The sequence below is a fragment of the Corynebacterium sp. genome (assembly GCF_012837295.1).
Taxonomy (GTDB): domain Bacteria; phylum Actinomycetota; class Actinomycetes; order Mycobacteriales; family Mycobacteriaceae; genus Corynebacterium.
On record NZ_DURI01000190.1, the window covers coordinates 1 to 14,258 of the forward strand.

Annotated in this window: 11 protein-coding genes and 1 tRNA gene; 5 read left to right on the forward strand and 7 right to left on the reverse strand. The window is 69.7% G+C overall.

Annotated elements, in window-relative coordinates:
• The coding region (locus GX015_RS06365) for a hypothetical protein (protein WP_291343687.1) at positions 1-661 on the reverse strand (661 nt) is incomplete at its 3' end.
• Between the two features lie 386 nt (positions 662-1,047).
• Here GX015_RS06365 and GX015_RS06370 point away from each other — a divergent pair.
• Positions 1,048-2,058, forward strand: a complete 1,011-nt coding sequence (locus GX015_RS06370; protein WP_291343688.1) for a pirin family protein — start codon at positions 1,048-1,050, stop codon at positions 2,056-2,058.
• Positions 2,059-2,216: 158 nt separating this feature from the next.
• Here GX015_RS06370 and GX015_RS06375 read toward each other — a convergent pair whose 3' ends face one another.
• Both GX015_RS06375 and GX015_RS06380 read right to left on the reverse strand, forming a co-directional pair.
• Positions 2,217-3,359: a hypothetical protein gene (locus GX015_RS06375; RefSeq protein ID WP_291343691.1), complete on the reverse strand. Its 1,143-nt coding sequence runs from the start codon at positions 3,357-3,359 to the stop codon at positions 2,217-2,219.
• 834 nt (positions 3,360-4,193) lie between these two features.
• Positions 4,194-4,278: transfer RNA gene (locus GX015_RS06380), tRNA-Ser, on the reverse strand.
• A 147-nt stretch (positions 4,279-4,425) separates the two neighbouring features.
• Here GX015_RS06380 and GX015_RS06385 point away from each other — a divergent pair.
• Positions 4,426-5,400, forward strand: coding sequence for an NAD(P)H-quinone oxidoreductase (locus GX015_RS06385; RefSeq protein ID WP_291343693.1), 975 nt, complete (start codon positions 4,426-4,428; stop codon positions 5,398-5,400).
• Between the two features lie 131 nt (positions 5,401-5,531).
• On the opposite strand, the gene GX015_RS06390 is transcribed toward GX015_RS06385, so the two are convergent.
• Complete coding sequence (locus GX015_RS06390) at positions 5,532-6,806, reverse strand: aminotransferase class V-fold PLP-dependent enzyme (protein ID WP_291343694.1); 1,275 nt, start codon at positions 6,804-6,806, stop codon at positions 5,532-5,534.
• A gap of 262 nt (positions 6,807-7,068) precedes the next feature.
• On the opposite strand from GX015_RS06390, the gene GX015_RS06395 reads away from it, so the two are divergent.
• Genes GX015_RS06395 through GX015_RS06405 form a run of 3 tightly spaced genes read left to right on the forward strand, consistent with a single transcriptional unit; the run spans position 7,069 to position 9,872 of the window.
• On the forward strand, positions 7,069-7,920 hold the full coding sequence (locus GX015_RS06395; RefSeq protein ID WP_291343702.1) for an ABC transporter permease: 852 nt from the start codon (positions 7,069-7,071) through the stop codon (positions 7,918-7,920).
• A 33-nt stretch (positions 7,921-7,953) separates the two neighbouring features.
• Positions 7,954-8,748 (forward strand): ABC transporter ATP-binding protein, encoded by a 795-nt coding sequence (locus GX015_RS06400; RefSeq protein WP_102212672.1) that lies wholly within the window; start codon positions 7,954-7,956, stop codon positions 8,746-8,748.
• A gap of 56 nt (positions 8,749-8,804) precedes the next feature.
• On the forward strand, positions 8,805-9,872 hold the full coding sequence (locus GX015_RS06405; RefSeq protein WP_291343697.1) for a glycosyltransferase family 2 protein: 1,068 nt from the start codon (positions 8,805-8,807) through the stop codon (positions 9,870-9,872).
• A 66-nt stretch (positions 9,873-9,938) separates the two neighbouring features.
• On the opposite strand, the gene GX015_RS06410 is transcribed toward GX015_RS06405, so the two are convergent.
• The 3 genes from GX015_RS06410 to GX015_RS06420 all read right to left on the reverse strand — a co-directional run bounded on the left by GX015_RS06410 (position 9,939) and on the right by GX015_RS06420 (position 13,875).
• Positions 9,939-11,918, reverse strand: coding sequence for a glycosyltransferase (locus GX015_RS06410; RefSeq protein WP_291343699.1), 1,980 nt, complete (start codon positions 11,916-11,918; stop codon positions 9,939-9,941).
• Positions 11,919-12,097: 179 nt separating this feature from the next.
• Entirely contained in the window at positions 12,098-12,718 is a 621-nt protein-coding gene (locus GX015_RS06415) for a GtrA family protein (protein WP_291343700.1), read from the reverse strand.
• 167 nt (positions 12,719-12,885) lie between these two features.
• Positions 12,886-13,875 (reverse strand): DUF559 domain-containing protein, encoded by a 990-nt coding sequence (locus GX015_RS06420; RefSeq protein ID WP_291343701.1) that lies wholly within the window; start codon positions 13,873-13,875, stop codon positions 12,886-12,888.
• Positions 13,876-14,258 lie beyond the last annotated feature (383 nt).

Consider the following 14,258-nt stretch of genomic DNA (forward strand, 5'->3'; position numbering starts at 1 on the left):
CGCGCATGACGCCGCCGTGCTCGTAATCGCCCGGCTCCATCGGGGCGCGGTAGACGAAGTCGACGACGATCGACTGGCCCTTCTCGATGCGCGGATTGTCCTGGTAAAGGCCCAGGACGCCCTTCTCGTTCCACGAGACCTTCACCTCGCGCAGACCATCGGCCTCGCGCTCGACGACCTCGTACTCCTCCTCCGACAGGATGTGCGCGGCCTCGCCGAGCGCGTTGTCCTTCATGCGCATGACGGACACCAGCTCGAAGCCGGCGGGCATGACGTTGCGCAGCTCGCGGACGAAGGTGTGGCCGCCGTTGCCCGCGACCTCCAGGCGCACGGTGACCAGGCCGCCCGGCAGGACGCGCTGGCCGGCGACGACCTGCTTGTTCAGCGTCGCGTCGTAGACGGTGCCGACGAACGGCAGGGACGGGTTGGCGCGGCCCAGCTCGACCTTTTCGCCGGTAGACTCCGGCAGGCTCGGCATGATCGGGCTGAGATCGGGCATGCCGGGGATGGCCTGGATGACCCCCGGCGGGATGTCGGGGACGTCGGGAAGCTCGGACTGGGCCGAGGCCGGTGCGGCGGCGCCGGCCATGAGGCCGAGGGCGATGCCGGCGACGGCGACGGGGCGAAGGGCGCGGCCGGCGCGGGAAACTCGAGTGCGCATGGGATTCCTCTCAGGGTGGAACTCATGTGGGGCCACGGCCCGCGCTGGCGCGGCACCCGCCCACTGTCGATGGACTTGGCGACGAACCGGACGACATGCGGATCAACGGCGTTCGGTGACATCACCAGAACCTGATCAAACCCCAATAGTCACTTAAGCACCACCCGTCACGCCCGTTTCGGTGACGAATACACCGATTCGAGGGCACCCGGCGCCGCGAATTCCACGGGCCGCGACATGGCGCACGCCGGACTGCGCCGAAAGCAAGGCGGCGAGCGGGCCAAATGGGACATCACCGCGCAGTGGGAATAGATGGCCATTGCCCCGCGTTTGATGATGTGACAACATCGTCGTGAAGCGCGCGAACCCGCCAGCAAAGGAGCACCATGTCCGCCATCCGCCAGGTCGTCCCCCTGCAGAACCAGTGGCCAGGGATCGACCCGTTCCTGTTCACCGCCCACCACCGCGACGACTACCCCGCCGCCGACGGCGAGTCCATGCGCCCCGATGCCCCGCTGACCGGCCGAAACATCGGCCAGGACTTCTCCGGCCTCGACGGCTGGTCCATGTACCACGGCGCCACCGTGCCCGGTTTCCCCCAGCACCCGCACCGCGGCTTCGAGACCGTCACCGTCGCCCTCGAGGGCTTCATCGACCACTCCGACTCCCTCGGCGCCACCGCCCGCTTCGGCCAGGGCGACACCCAGTGGCTCACCGCCGGCGCCGGCATTTCCCACTCCGAGATGTTCCCGCTGCTGAACGCGGAGGATCGCAACCCCCTCGAGCTGTTTCAGATCTGGCTCAACCTGGCTCCCGAGGACAAGGACGCCGACCCGCACTTCGACATGTTCTGGGCCGAGGACACCCCCATCGTCGAGCGCGGCGACGACGGCGCGAAGGCCCGGTTCCGCGTCATCGCCGGCGAGATCGACGGCGTCCGAGCCCTCACCCCGCCGCCGCGCTCGTGGGCCGCGCGGCCGGAGAACCACGTGGCCATCTGGATCGTCACCCTCGACCCCGGCGCCAGCACCGAGCTGCCCGCCTTCGACGAGTCCGCCGTGCGCACCCTCTACAACTACGGCGGCGCGCTGACCGTCGACGGACAGGAACTCGGCTACGACGCCGCCGTCCTCGAGCCCGCCGCCGTCACCGTCACCGCCGGCGACGAGGGCGCCGCGTTCCTCGTGCTGCAGGGCCGCCCGATCGGCGCGCCCGTCGTCCAGCAGGGACCCTTCGTCGCCAACACCCGCGAGGGCATCATCGACGCAATCCAGGACTACCGCGCCGGCCGCTTCGGCCAGTGGCACCTCGACTCCGACGGCCCCGTCCTCCCCCACGGCGAAGGCCGCGTCGCCCGCTACCCCGACGGCGAAATCCGCCGCCCGGCACAGAAGTAACACCACCGCATCCAAGGCCCCGCCGCAGACGCCCCGCCGACGCCCCGCCCCTTTGACGCCCAGGCCGCAAAGGGTGCGCATGGGCGTCGCAAAGCAAGAAGCGCACGACGAAGGCCCCGGGAACAACCCGGGGCCTTCGCCCTATCCGAACCGCGCCGCTACTTCATCTGCTCGGCGGCGGCCTTCGCATCCTCGAGCGTGTCGAACGGGTACAGCTCCATCGAGATGCCCTTGTTCTCGTCGGCCCAGAAGATCTTGCTGGAACCGCCGTCGTACGCCGCGGCGACGAGCTTCACGCCGCCCTCGTCCTTGATCACCTCGTAGTCCATCGTGCGGGCCTGGTCGGTGGCGGACTTCGCGAACTCGTCGTCGTCGATCATCTCGACGTTGTTGCCCTCGATCAGGCTGCCAGACGTGCCCGAGCAGCGCATGCCCGACACCGTGCGGTCCGCGACGTTCGTGTCGTAGGACGTGATGGTCACCGTGCCCGTGTTGCACGAGCGCACGTGGTCGCGCACGTACGCCGGCACCGCGCTGGCGTACGGCTCCGCAAGGCTGCCGTCGCCCGGGTCGCCCGCCGCCGCGGGGCTTGACGACGCTTCCGCCGTCGTCGTTTCGTCCTCGCCCGTCGTGGCGGCGTCCGAACCATCCGTGGTGGTCGCGGCCGTTTCCGTGGCCGTCGTGTCGGTGCCCTCGGCCGTGTTTTCGGTGTCGTCGTCGCCGCCCATGAACATGAACGCCGCCGCGACCAGCGCGATGATGACCACCAGCGCCGCGATGCCGATCAGCAGGCCCTTGTTGCCGCCGCCCGAGCCGCCCGAGCCCGACGAGGCCGAGTTGACGCTGGACGGGCCCTCGTAGCCGCTCGAACCGCCCGAGCCGTACGGGCCTCCCGGATTGTTCGGGCCGCCCGGGCCGGCAGGACCGTTCGGACCGCCTGCACCGTAGGGGCCGCCCGGATTGTCGGGACCACCCGGGCCGTTCGGGCCGCCGGAATTGCCGGGACCGCCGTAGCCGCCATGTCCGCCGGGACCATCCGGGCCACCCGGACCTCCCGGCCCGCCGGATCCGCCCTGCGCACCGTACCGGGACTGCGGGCTGGCGTACGGGTTCGAGGGGCCGCCGCCCTGCGAGTACGGATCCCCCGACGCGCCCTGGCCGCCGTAGCCGCCACCGCCCGGGCCATTCGATCCGCCGGCGCCGTAGCCGCCGCCCTGCGAGCCGTAGCCCTGGGTGCCGTCGCCGCCGGGGACGCCGTCGCCTCCGGGATTGTCGCCGTATCCGTAATTCCGGTCGTTCATGACTCTTCGCCTTTCCGGTTCGTGGTCGGGGTTCGGCCGGCGGGCCGTGCGCCCGCCGCCTTCGACGATGTGATGCACGGGCCGGCCGGAAATGTTCCCGGACTTGCCCAGAATTTCCCGACATTTCCCGAATCACCTGTTCGCCACCGGTTTTCCGCTTCGCCCCGGCCTGATTCGGAGCCTCCGCATGCACCGGCGCCGTCTCCGCAAATACGGGAAACGCCGTTAATTCTTGCCAAAAGCGTACGCCCGAATGTGATGCGTGTCACTACTCCATTCACCCGCTCACGACACAGGCCCCACACGAAGCCCCACCGCCACCCGGCCCCCACTTCCCTCCTGCGACGCCACCGAATCCCGCATCGAGCCCGCCCGGCCCCCTCGCCGACCCCACCTCGACCGACCCTCTCACCGCCGGAACACCCCTTAGTCGACAAATGCAGCCACACGCCGAGTGAACGCCGATAAAAGCCCAGGACGCGAAATCGTGTGGCTGCGCTGTGCAACTAACTCCAGGCCCGGCGACGGCGATCACCGCTGTCCGGGGCGCATGGGGCGCATGGGGCGACCGACTGCGCGTGGATGATTCGCGGACGACGCAGAGAACCGATGGGCCAGCGACTGTGGGGACAAAAATGGGGACACAAGTGGGGATTCCGGACCCATGGAAGGTGTCGGGCGAAGGGGATGCGGGTGGGCGTCGCAAAGCAGCTTGACGACGCCCGCCCCCAGCCCCAAGCCCGAACCCCCAGGCCGACCCACACGAAGCCGGCCGCAACGACGCGAAAGCCCCGGCCGCAGCCGAAGCTGCGCCGGGGCGCTCGTCACAAACCGCGGAAGTGGAGGGATTTGAACCCCCGGTCCGGTGAAGGACGCTCGCTTTCAAGGCGAGTGCATTCGGCCGCTCTGCCACACTTCCCCGCCCGCCGATCGCGGACCTCCCAATACTAGCCACGCCCCCGGCCGCCGCCCCAAACCCGCCCCAAACCCAACCTGCCCGCCCCCGCACCCCGCCACCCGCGTGACCTCGACCACAAAGTCGCTAACGGTGGTTAAGGTGGTTTTCATGAAGGCGATCATCCAGACCAACCCCGACGACCCGCGCGCCCTGGAGTGGGGCGACGCCCCGACCCCCGAGATCGGCGATGGCGAGGTGTTGGTGAAGGTCCGCGCCGCGGCCGTCAACCGCGCCGACATCCTGCAGGCCCGCGGGCATTACCCGCCGCCGAAGGGCGTGACGGACATTCTGGGCCTGGAGTGCGCGGGCGTCATCGAGAAGGTCGGTGACAACGCCGCCGGCTGGCAGGTCGGCGACGAGGTCTGCTGCCTGCTGTCGGGCGGCGGTTTCGCGGAGTACGCGGCGGTGCCGGTCGGCCAGCTGCTGCCGGTGCCGGAGGGCTGGGAGCTCGAGCGCGCGGTGGCGATGCCGGAGGTGGCGTGCACGGTGTACTCGAACATCGTCATGGTCGCGGGCCTGAAGGAGGGCGACACGCTGCTGGTGCACGGCGGCGCGGGCGGCATCGGCACGTTCGCGATCCAGCTGGCCAAGTCGCTGGGCGCGACGGTGGCGGTGACGGCGGGCAGCGCGGAGAAGCTGGAGCGCTGCCGCGAGCTGGGCGCGGACATCCTGATCAATTACCGCGAGGAGGCGTTCGAGGACGTGCTCAAGGAGCACGGCGGTGCGAACGTGATCCTGGACATCATGGGCGCGAAGTACCTGGACCGCAACGTCAAGGCGCTGGCGATGGACGGGCACATGGTGATCATCGGCATGCAGGGCGGCGTGAAGGGCGAGCTGAACATCGGCCGCCTGCTGTCGAAGCGCGGCTCGATCACGGCGACGGGCCTGCGCTACCGCGACAAGGCGGACAAGGCGCGGATCGTGTCGGCGACGGAGGACGTCGTGTGGCCGCTGCTGGAGAACGGCACGATCACCGATCAGATCCACGCGACCATGGACATCCGCGATACGGCGAAGGCCCACGAGCTGCTGGATTCCGGCGAGGTCACCGGCAAGATCGTGCTCGTGGTCGGCGAGTAGCGGTCGGTCGCTTTACGACGGCCACCGCCCACCCGAGGCGCCGCCCAGCCGGGCGGTGGCCGCACCTTGCAGGGGCGGCCGAGGCTCGGCCGACCAGCCGAGGGGTGCCCGTCAGCTGAGACGCGGGCGAACTAGCCCAGCGAGGCGACGGCGCGGACCAGCTGGTCGATGTCGTGGGGGGTGTTGAACGGCTGCAGGCCCACGGTGACGGCGCCGCCGGCCTCCATGACGCCCATCGCCTCGAGCAGTGCGGACCCGCCCGGCGCCACGGAGCTGGTGACCAGCTGATTGTCCAGCAGGCGGCGCACCACGGTCGCGGCGGGGACGTCGACGACCATGAAGCTGACGCGGGGGATGCGGTCGACGGCGCCAGAATCGGCGTCGCCGTCCTCGGAACCCTCGCCGTCGACGCCGATGATGTGGACCTGATCCAAATTGCCCAAGGCGTCGATGAGGCGCGACGTGAGCGTCGCCAAGTAGTCGCCCACCTGCGGCATCGACGTTTCGATCCGGTGGCGGCGCGTGCCCCGCGCGGTCGAATCCAGGTCGGCCAGGTGGCGGACGGACTCCGACACCCCGCCCAGCAGCGACGGGGCCACCGGCGTGACCTCGAGGCGACGGCGGCCGCGGGCTCCCGGCACCAGCGACATCGACGTCAGGCGGTCGAGCAGCGCCGGATCGCGGAACACCAGCGCAGACACCTCCGGGCCGCCCCACGACGCCGCGTCGAGGAGCACGATGTCCGCGCCCATCCGGTTCATGTCGACGACGCGGTAGGGGGCGTACGCGCAGGCGTCGACAAGCACCGACGCCCGCGAATTGGCGCGGACGATGCGCGAAATCTCCGCCACCGGCGCGACCGCGCCGACGTACGGATCCGCGGCGGGGACGACCACCAGACGCGTATCGGCGTCGACCAGCTCGTCGAACTGCCAGGCCGGCACCGCGCCCGTGGACAGATCGGCCTCCGCGAACCGCACCCGCGCACCGAACATGTCGGCCGCGCGGCGGAACGGAACCTGCGACACCGGATCACCCGTGCGGGTGAGCACCATCCCCGTGCCCAGCGACAGGCGGCGGCCCATCGCCTGCATCAGCATGTGCACCAGCGCCTCGCGCGACGGGCCGAGGACCACGCCCTCCACCCGGCCGCCCGCGACGTCCGCGAACGCCCGGCGCGCCATCGCCGCGAACTGATGGCCCGCCGTGATACCGGCCTCCTGCCCGCGCGAATGCGAACCCGACGCGGCCTCGCCCGGCAGGGACTTCGGCGCGGCGCGGAACGCGGTGGCCATGGTGGACAGCACGCGCTCCGGAATCTGGGCGCGCTCCCCACCGTTGAGGTACGTCCATCCATCGGACAGGGACGAGTAGTAACCCCTGGTCGTGGGCACGTCGAAGGCCATGACCACCCTTTCCGGTCGCAAGCGCCAATACTGCCGAACCCCGGCAGGAGCGACAGAATACCGACCGCGCCCGCCCAAGATAAAGCCGGACCCCGCACAACCCCGCGGGGGCCCGACCACATGCAGAACAGTATGCCCGTCATCCTCCGCGGATACGACGGCGGGTAGGGCCACGGGTGCCCCGCCGGGTAGGTTGGACTCCGTGACGAACGCAGAACAACCAGGTCACCCGTCCACCGGATTGCGGGCCGACGTCGCCCGCATGACCGGCCCCGGCGACGTCGCGGCCCCGCCGCGATCCCGGTCGCGCACGGTCGCGGCGGCGTGGAAGGACCTGACCCGCGGTTACGGCCAGCGGCAGCTGTGGCTGCAGCTGGGCTGGCAGGACATCAAGCAGCGCTACCGGAGGTCGACGCTGGGCCCGCTGTGGATCACCATCGCCACCGGCGCGATGGCCGTGGCGCTGGGCCTGCTGTACTCGCTGCTGTTCCAGCAGGAGCTGTCGTACTTCCTGCCGCACGTGACCGTCGGCCTGATCATCTGGGGCTTCATCTCCGGGTGCGTCAAGGAGGGCTCGACGGTCTTCATCGAGAACGAGGGCCTGATCAAACAGTTGCCGTCGGCGCTGAGCGTGCACGTCTACCGCCTGGTGTGGCGGCAGCTGCTGTTCCTGGCGCACAACATGGTCATCTGGGTGATCCTCGTGGCCGTGTTCCGGCCGGACCTGGGCTGGGACTTCTTCCTGGCCATCCCGGCGCTGGCGCTGCTGGTGGTCAACGGCGTGTGGGTGACCATGTTCTTCGGCATCGTGGCCACCCGCTACCGCGACGTGGCGCCGCTGCTGGATTCGATGATCCAGCTGGTGTTCTACATGACGCCGATCGTGTGGACCACGAAGACGCTGGAGGACCAGGGCGGCGCCGTCGCCGAGCGGGCGCGCATCGCCGAGCTCAACCCGCTGTACCACTACCTGGAGATCGTCCGCGCCCCGCTGACGGGCCAGCCGCTCGACGCCTACCACTGGTGGATCGTGCTGGGCTGCACCGTCGCCGGCCTGCTGCTGGCGCTGCTGGCCATGCGCCAGTGGCGTTCGCGCGTGAGCTACTGGGTGTAACGGGATCACGGACGAGACGAACGGAGCACGAACATGGTGAGCATCGACACGTACGACGCCTGCGTCGATTTCCCGATCTTCGACGCCAAGTCGCGGTCCATGAAGAAGGCGTTCCTGGGCGCCGCGGGCGGGGCGATCGGCCGCAACGACTCCAACGTGGTGGTCGTCGAGGCGCTGAAGAACATCAACCTGCACCTGCGCGAGGGCGATCGCGTCGGCCTGGTGGGGCACAACGGCGCCGGCAAGTCGACGCTGCTGCGCCTGCTGTCGGGCATCTACGAGCCGACGCGAGGCAGCGCGGACGTCCGCGGCCGCGTCGCACCGGTCTTCGACTTGGGCGTGGGCATGGACCCGGAGATCTCCGGCATGGAGAACATCATCATCCGCGGCCTGTTCCTGGGCCAGACGCGCAAGCAGATGAAGGACAAGCTCGACGACATCGCCGATTTCACCGAGCTCGGCGATTACCTGCACATGCCGCTGCGCACCTATTCCACCGGCATGCGCGTGCGCCTGGCCCTGGGCGTGGTCACGTCCATCGAGCCTGAGATTCTGCTTCTCGACGAGGGCATCGGCGCCGTGGACTCCGCTTTCATGGCCAAGGCGCGCGACCGCCTCACCGCATTGGTGGAGCGGTCGGGCCTGCTGGTTTTCGCGTCGCACTCCAACGAGTTCCTGGCGCAGCTGTGCGACACGGCGCTGTGGATCGACCACGGCGAAATCCGCCAGGTCGGCCTGGTCGACGAGGTCGTGGAGGCCTACGAGGGCAAGGAGGCCGCCGACGCCGTGCGCCGCATCCGCGACGAGCGGGGCCACCGGCCGCTGTAGCCGACCGCGCCGCCCCGCACCACCGCCGTCGCCGGGCGGTGTGGGAAGATGACGCCATGACCGAGGGACCGAAAAGCAGCACCGCCGTCGTCGTCGTCACGCACAACCGCCTGCGGGAACTGACCGGTTCCCTGGACATCCTCGTCGGGCAGACGCACGCCCCCGAGTGGGTCATCGTCGTGGACAACGGCGATGACGCGCGCGTGCGCACCGTCGTGCAGTCCGCCGACGCGAGCGCCGATGGCGGCCCGCGGACGATCTACCTGGGGTCGAAGACGAACCTCGGCGGCGCCGGCGGTTTCGCCTACGGCATGCTGCACGCCCTCGCGCTCGGCGCGGACTGGATCTGGTGCGCCGACGACGACGGCCGGCCCGAGGACACCACCGTCCTGGAGAAGCTGCACGACTGCGCCGCGCGCCATGACCTCGACCAAGTGTCGCCCGTCGTCTGCAACATCGACGACCCCGAGAAGCTCGCGTTCCCCCTGCGCCGCGGCCTGACCTGGCGTCGCAACCGCTCCGAGCTGCTCGCCGACGACGCCAACCCCAACCTGCCCCGCGTGGAGGACACGGACGGCCGCGTGTGGTTCACCGGTTTCGCCGACCAGGAGGCCGCCACCGGGCTGGCGCTGCCGGACGACCTCGAGTGCACCGACGACGACCACGATCTGCTGCCGGGCATCGCCAGCCTGTTCAACGGCGCACTGTTCACGGCGGCGTCGCTGGAGCGCCTGGGCGTGCCCGACTACCGCCTGTTCATCCGCGGCGACGAGGTCGAGTTCCACCGGCGGCTCGCCCGGTCGGGGCTGCGCTTCGGCACCTGCCTGACCACCGCGTACCTGCACCCGTCGGGCACGGAGGAGTTCCACCCGATCCTCGGCGGCCGCATGCACACGCAGTACCCGGCGGACGATTTCAAGCGCTACTTCACCTACCGCAACCGCGGCTACCTGATGAGCCAGCCCGGCATGCGCAAGCTGCTGCCCCAGGAGTACGCCCGCTTCGCGTGGTTCTTCCTGGTCCAACGCCGCGACGTCCCCGGCTTCGTGCGCTGGTGGGCGCTGCACCGCCGCGGCCGCCGCGAGAACTTCGAGCGCTTCCGCCCGAAGAAGCAGGAAGACTAGCCCCGGACATGACGCGACCCGGGCTCCGCGAGGGGCCCGGGTCGTCGCGCGTGATGGGGCGGCCGACTAGCCCCGGAAGAACTTCTCCCAATTGTCGGCGCTGGTCAGCTCCGGAACCGCGGCGCGCCACTGGTCGCGGACGGAATCCCACTCGGAGTTGAGGCGGCGCATGAGGCCGAGCAGCTCGGAGCGCAGCTTCAGCTCGCGGTCGCGGTCGCGGACCAGGCGGCGGACGCCCGACTGCGAGGCGTCGGTGACCCACACCTCGTCGAAGGTGGAGATGTGCCACCAGAACGCGTCCTCGAAGGCGACGGCCACGGGGCCGGGGCGCTTCTTGCCCAGCTGCGTGTAGGCGACGCGCTTGGCGAAGGTCTGGTCGTCGCTGGCGATTTCCCGCGTCGGCGGGCGCACCGGCGACAGGCCCGCGGGCATGTCCGACAGCGGCAGCAGCTTGGTCTCCGGGTAGTCGGCGCGGCCGGCGGAGATGCGCCCGAAGTCGCCCTGCGACGCCTCGTCCAGCACGGACGGGCCGCGCAGCATGTCCTTGACGGCCTCCATCTGGGTCCACGCCAGGCCGTAGCGCATGGACACGATGTTCGACAGGATGCGGCGGGACACGGTGCCCACCATGTCCTTCGCGGTCACCGGCCCGTGCATCGTCGTGGCGATCAGCCCGTTGCGCAGCCCAAAGTACTGCGCCGCGTTCTCCACGTCCTTCCAGTAGAAGTCCGCGTGCCACACGGCGGCGCCGGGGACGGTGTCCGTCGGAAAGCCCGCCTTTGCCGCGCGGTACCCGAAGTCGATGTCGTCGTACTGGAAGAACAGGGGCAGCGCGAGCCCGATTTCCTCGACGACCTGCGACGGCACGAGGCACGTCCACCAGGCGTTGTAGTCCACGCCGAGGCGGCGCAGCTGGTGGTTCTCGCGGACGTCGACGTCGGCCTTGGCGTAGAGGTCGTCGTTTTCCAGGACTGTCAGCGACTTCCAGTCGTAGACCTCGCCGGTGCGGAACAGGTGCGTCGGGTTGTAGAGGAACAGCATCTGCGCGCCCAGCAGCATCGGCTTGGCCGCGCAGCACGCCAGCGCGGACAGGCGCAGCGTGGTCTCGGGCTCGGGGCGGATGTCGTCGTCGGTGAGCAGGATCTGGCAGTCGCCGGCCGCCGTCGCGTCGCGCATGCCTCGCGAGAACCCGCCTGCCCCACCAAGATTGGGCTGCTTTACGACGTCCAGCCGCTCACCCAGAATCTGCCGTGCCCGCTGGAAGTCGGCCTCGTCCTCGGGGTGCTGATCGCCCTGGTCGACCACCCGGATGGTGCGGACGCGGTCGAGTGCGGCGAGATCGTCGGCGAGCGTGGCCACGGTGTTCGCGCAGTCGACGGGGCGGTTGAAGGAGCAGATGACGATGTCCGTCGGGATGTCCCGCCGCACCTGGTCCGCCGCCACCGTGTACCGCAGGTCGGAGACCGCGCCGCCCTTGTCCGCGGAGTCGACGACGACGTGGATGGCGCCGCCGTCGGCGAAGCGGTCCAGCGGCACCGTCAGCTCGACGTCGACTTCCGGGGAGGTGGCGATGTCCGCCGCCGACGCCCGGGCGTGCGAGGCCTCCAGACGCAGGTGGCCGCCGATGTCCTCGGTGTACGCGCGGATGCGGACGTCACCGGAGGCTCGGCCGCGGATGGTCACCTCGGGAATCGTGGTCCAGCGCTGCCACTGCGACGCCCGGAACCGGCCGAAGTACGTGTCCGTGGCCACCGTGACATGGGGGCCCAGCTCGATGCCCGTGCGCGACGGCACCACGCCGCCGCCCGTGCCGGCGCCCGCACCCGCGCCGCCCTCGACCGTGAAATACAGGTCCGGGTCGATCCAATCGGCGGGCGGCGCGAACAGCACGCGCTGGACGATCATGCCCTCGGCCGGGTCGATGGTGCCGGTGCCCTTCGCCCCCGCACCTTGACCGGCCTCCGCCGTGGTCGCGGCCCCCGCACCGTCATCGGCGTTTGCGGTGGCATCGGCGGTGAAATCGACGTTATCGCTGGAGTTGCTCACGGCCCCAGGGTAGCGAGCCGACCGCGAACCGCCCGCCGACGCGCCCGCCGCCTTCACCCGTTCCGGCCCGCGCGCCGGCCGCCTTCGCCGTGACCGGCGGTCACCGATGGGCCGGAGATCCCCGCCATCGCGCACGTGGCGGGCGGTTTACGGGCAGGTGGGCGTCGTAAAGCAGTCTATTACTTGACCTTGAAGATGACGGTGCGCTGCACGATGAAGTTCACGACCGTCGCCACGCCCTGCGCCACCACGAACGCCACCGTGTCGCTGAGCCCGCGGCCCCAGCCCCACTGATCCACCAGCAGGAACGGCGCCGCCCAGAAAATCGCGTTCTGCACCGCGAACGTGGTCAGATACAGCGCCGCCACCGCCGCCAGACGCTTCCCCGACGCCTCCGCCCTGAACGTCCACCGCCGATTGATCATGTACGCCGTGATCGTGCCAAACACCCAGGCGACCGCCTTCGACACCGTGCGGTCGACGCCGAACACCCAGTTCATGATGATCAACGTGCCGAAGTCGACCACCGCCGCGATGACGCCGGAGATGATGAAGCGCGTCATCTGGATCATCAGACCGTGCTCGTCGCGCGGCTTGTCGGCCAGCGGTGCCGTCGCGGACTTCTCGGCGCGGATGCCGGCGGAGCCGTCGGCGGCGTTGGTGGCATCGTTCGCGCCGCCGTTGCCTTCGGCTGCGTTGGTCGCATCGGTCACGTCGTTCGCGTCGGTGGCGTTCGCGGCATTGCGCCCCGCATCGTTCGCGCGGTCGTCGCTGGTGAAGTCGTCGTTGGCCTTGTGCACGGAACGGAAGCCTACGCCACCGCGCGCCGCCCTCGACAAAACCACCGGCGCCACGGGCTTAGTGCCCGAATCCTCCAGACCCCAAAGTCGCCCCCGCAAAACCCCAGTTCGCGGGACCCCGCGCAAAAAGTCTGGAGGATCCGAGCACTAAGCCCCCGCCCAAGTCGTCAGGCCCCGGCCCACTCGCGATCGCGCTCCCAATGCTCCATCCGGTCCCAGCGCTCGAAGTAGAGGTCGCGGCACCGGCGCACGTCCCACTCCCCCTCGACGCGCGGGCCGCCGAGCAGCTGATCGATGGTGCGGGAAATCTCGGTGATGACCTCGTCGAAACGCAGCCACAGATCATCGTCCGTGTAGCGCAGAATCGCGAAACCCCTGCGCACGACGTTGTTCTGTCGCGCGCGATCCTCGCGGAAAACGTCCTCGTCCATGTGGAACTTCTTCGAATCGAACTCGATGACCAGCCGCGCCGCCACATGCACGAGGTCCCACTCGTACGGCCCGATCCACTGGTTCAGCTCGATTTCGTAGCCGCGCAGGTTCAGCGCACGCGCCAGTCGCCCCTCCTTCAGCGAACGCCGGCGCTCCGGGGCCCACTCGACCAGAGGACGCAGGCGATTGCGCTGGTGGGCGGGCAATTCTTCGAGGTCATGCAAAAGACTGCTTCGCGACGCCACCGTCGGCAGCTTCCGGTCGAGCGCGTCCGCCACCGCCTCGGGACCCCACAGTTCGAGAAGATCGACGAGAGTTTCCGCCAGCGACGTCACCGGCACGCCGTCGATCGTGTTGACCTGCACGGACTCGCGCCGCCTGGTCAGGCACCCGGCGACGTCCCGGCGCGACGGCGGGACGACAACATCCATGTAATCTGGCTCCCGCTTCCGCAGGCCGTGGAGATGCGCCGCGACCCGGTGGGAGAAGACCGCGTCCGGGGCCGCCGCGAGGACCAGGCCCATCCGGGTCCGCAGGCCCGAGACCTCGAAGCGGTATCGCCCGCGCTCGACTCGGGCGATCGTTCCGTTCACCAGCGCTCGCTCGAGCTCCAGGCGGGTCATGCCGCCGTCAAGGAGTTGGCGCCGCGTGCGGATGGTGCCCGGCTGGATGCCCGTCAGCTTGCCGCCGATTTCGCGCAGGCGTTTGCGCCTTTTCGGCTTCACCGACTTCGACTGCGTTGTCTTGCCGCGATTTTCCCCGTGTTCCCCCGTGGATTGATTCACGCGGAGACTCTCGCACGGCCGATGCGCCCCCGCATGACGAGTTTCGGCGGGGGCGGCGGGCCAATCCGGCCATCGAGCGGCGTCCTCGGCGAGAGCTTAGTGCTCAGATCCTCCAGAGTTCATTTGCCGGTCCACAAAACCGCAGGTCAGGATTCCCTCTTTAAAACTCTGGAGGATTCAGGCACTAAGTCGGGCAGAATCCTGCGCATCCGGACACGCAGAGGTGCAAAAGCGCTTGCAGGGGTGGCCGCCACGTCAGCGCCGCAGGGCCTCACGCAGCAGGTCGAGCTTCTCCACGACCCCCACCTGCTCGTCGCCGACCA